Annotated in this window: 2 protein-coding genes; both read right to left on the minus strand. The window is 46.0% G+C overall.

Going from position 1 to position 3,082, the window contains the following annotated elements; genetic code table 11:
- Positions 1-1,514: sensor histidine kinase (locus OA34_RS13135; RefSeq protein ID WP_286683062.1), on the minus strand; the 1,514-nt coding region annotated here is incomplete at its 3' end.
- Positions 1,507-3,082: ABC transporter substrate-binding protein (locus tag OA34_RS13140; protein WP_039676151.1), on the minus strand; the 1,576-nt coding region annotated here is incomplete at its 5' end. The genes OA34_RS13135 and OA34_RS13140, both read right to left, overlap by 8 nt.

Genomic DNA, 3,082 nt, shown 5'->3' on the forward strand with positions numbered 1-3,082 from the left:
TCGAAAATACGCTCGATATGCTCCGCCGCGATGCCGCCGCCGTTATCTTCGATTTTGATCAGCGTGTAGCGTTTGCCGTTTTTAACGCTCATCGCGATATACGGTGCTTCGATTTGACGTTCGATCAAAACGTCTTTGGCATTGGACAAAACGTTTAAGATCGCCTGCGCAAACTCGTTGGGATAGCCTAAGACCTGTGCACCCTCGCTTTTTTCCAAACGAAACTCGATGGAGTGGTATTTGAGCGATGCTTGCAAAATCGAACTGGCGCGTTCGCACGCATGGGTCACGTCAAAAATCTCTTTGGCTTTGGAGGGTTTGAAGAAGTTTTGAAAATCGCTGATGGTATTGGACATGTACTCGGTGATGCGGTTGCACTCTTCGATTTTGGCGTTTAAAAACTCTTCGGTAAAGTCTTCAAAATGGCGTCTGACTTGAATAATCATCAAAAGCGCGTTGATTTCGCCCAAAGGTTGACGCCATTGGTGCGCGATATTGCCGATCATATTGCCCATGGCGGCAAGCTTGCTTTGCTGGATTAAAAGCTGTTCTTGACGCGTGCGCTCATCGATCTCTTGCTGAATGCGAAATTCCAAATTATCGAGCATTTCATTCATCACGGCTTTTAAAAGGTTGAGCTGATCGGAGTTGGCGCGCGCCACCAAGCGTCGATCCAAGTTGCCGAGTTTCAAATCTTCCACGACGTTGGTCGCATCTTCGATCAGTTTGCTGTCTTGCTCTAAATTGGCTTGGATAATTTCGATATTTTTATTGATACGCCGCGCCATATCGCCTAACTCGTCTTTATTATTCAGCGGTATATGAATCCTTGTCGCCTCTTCGGTCGAGGGCGACTTGAGATAATCGAAAAATTCGCGCAGTCCTTTGCTGACATGTAAGGTAGAATCGACGATATTTTTGGCGATATACGAACCGATCAGCAAGGTAAGCACGATAATGACGATCAGCCATACGACGATAAAATAACGCGAATTATTCGCCTCTTTATTGGCTTTGGTAAAGGTATCCGAAGCGTGGGAAAGCTCGTTTTGCTGCATCTCGTCTAGCGAATCCATCAGCGCGTAAAATTGATCGCGTTCAACCGTATTGGCGTTAATAAACGCACCCTCTTCAAAATCGTCTTTGAGGTAAGACTGGTTCGCCCTAATCAACGCCACGTAATTTTGCCACTGTTCGTAAACGTTTTTCGGTAAATGTTGAAAAGGTTCGTCCATCTTTTGGTACATCGCATTGATCGTCCGTAAAATATCTTTACGCAAATCTTCGTTGGGCGCCATAATTAAAGAGAGCGACTGCTCTCTGAGCTTAAAAAGCGGCAAAATATAGGTCTGTTGGATCGTTTGTACGCGCTTAGAACCCTCAAAAACGTTGTTGACGTTCACAACCCCTTTTTGCGTAATGTCAAACGCCAAAAAAGAGAGCGTCACGATGGAGCAAACGCCCAGCGACGCCATCAACAAAAACTTGAGCCGAATGGAGAGGTATTTAATCATAGCTAAACCTTAAAGGAATCAACGGGGCTTCGCGCTCTTTAGGATATGCCAAAGGAGCAATCGAGCGATGGTATTTCGTAATTTTTGCTTTCCACAGCGGCATCAGCAACACCGAAGAAGGCTCATAAGAGACTTCTTTGTTGACCGCCAAAACGATATTGGGTGCGGGAACGGCTAACATGTAAGCTTTTTCATAGGCACGATGGACGATTTTAGAGACGATTTCGTAAAAACTTTCGCTTTGAAACTCTGCGTCGAAAAACTGCTCGATATACGTTTGCATCACGTCGTCTTTGTCCATCGCCGACCATTTATCGGCAACACGGTACGCAAAAAACGCCGTCCACGGATTGTTACTACTCCAATCGTCATTTCCCCATGTCAAAATATCCCATGTTTTAGGCGATTCGCGATTGGTTAAGAGCTGCTCGTAAATGACCTTTTCGTTCGGCGTAATCGTATACTCCAAACTCACGCCGTAGCGTTTGAGCTGATGTTCGATCCCGTGCCATAAAAACATAAACCGATCCATCGTAATGACGTTAAGGTGCAATCCATCAAGCGTTTGTTTAAGTGCTTTTTCCTCGTCGGCATCCTTGTTTCGCGCGCGTTGTCCCCACGTCGGCAAATCCGTGATAGCGCGTTTGATCGAACGGTAATTGGGACTGGCTTCGCTCGGGGCTAAAACACCTTCGTTTTTGTAAACGAAATTTAAAAGGTTTTCCTGATTGATCGCTTTATTGAGTGCAATGCGGATCTTTTGATCTTGCAAACGACTCTTGGGTTTGAGTAGGTTAAAATAGATCGAGATATTGTGAAGCGAGGGTTTGGTAACCAATCGCGCGTACTTGGAAAGCACGGTTTCGACTTTTTTATTAAACGGGATCGGCGTAATATCGAGCGTTCCCTCTTCCAATGCCATGCGTACGGCCTCTTGGGAAGTGAGCTCCGTATAGACCGTGATTTTTTCGATGTAAGGAAGCCCTTTTTCATAGTAATTTTCATTGGCGACCAACTCCAACGTCGGCGTTTGATACCGTCCCGTCGCATACCCTTTTTCCAATCGGTAAGGTCCCAATCCCCACGGGCCTGGAGCTTGCATACTGTTACATGTAGAACCCTCTTTGGTACTCCAACCGTAACGCTTCAAGTACGCGCTCGGATACAGATTGATCGACGTTAAGTCGCTGAACAATAATCCGTAAGGCTTGTTCAAGTGAATACGAATCGTGTAGGCATCGACCTTTTCGACGCTTTGGAGCCTTTTGTGAATGTCCGAATAAACGACGGGATCTTGCATAAAATAGCGAAAATTTTCCACCACCGAATCGGCGTTAAAGGGCGTACCGTTTTGAAACAAGACGCCGCGTCTGAGCGTTAATTCGTAAGTCAGATCGTCGATCTTGCGATGGGACGTCGCCATCATGTATTCCCAGCCGTTTTCGTTATCGCTGGAACGCACGAGCGTCCCGTTAATCAATTTGGAAACATACAGATACGGCATCGTCGGGAAAAAAACGCTGATATGCGATCCTTCGAGCCTTTCATTTAGAAGCGTGCTATTAAAG

Origin of the sequence: Sulfurospirillum sp. MES, from assembly GCF_000789415.1 — a bacterium.
GTDB lineage: Bacteria > Campylobacterota > Campylobacteria > Campylobacterales > Sulfurospirillaceae > Sulfurospirillum > Sulfurospirillum cavolei.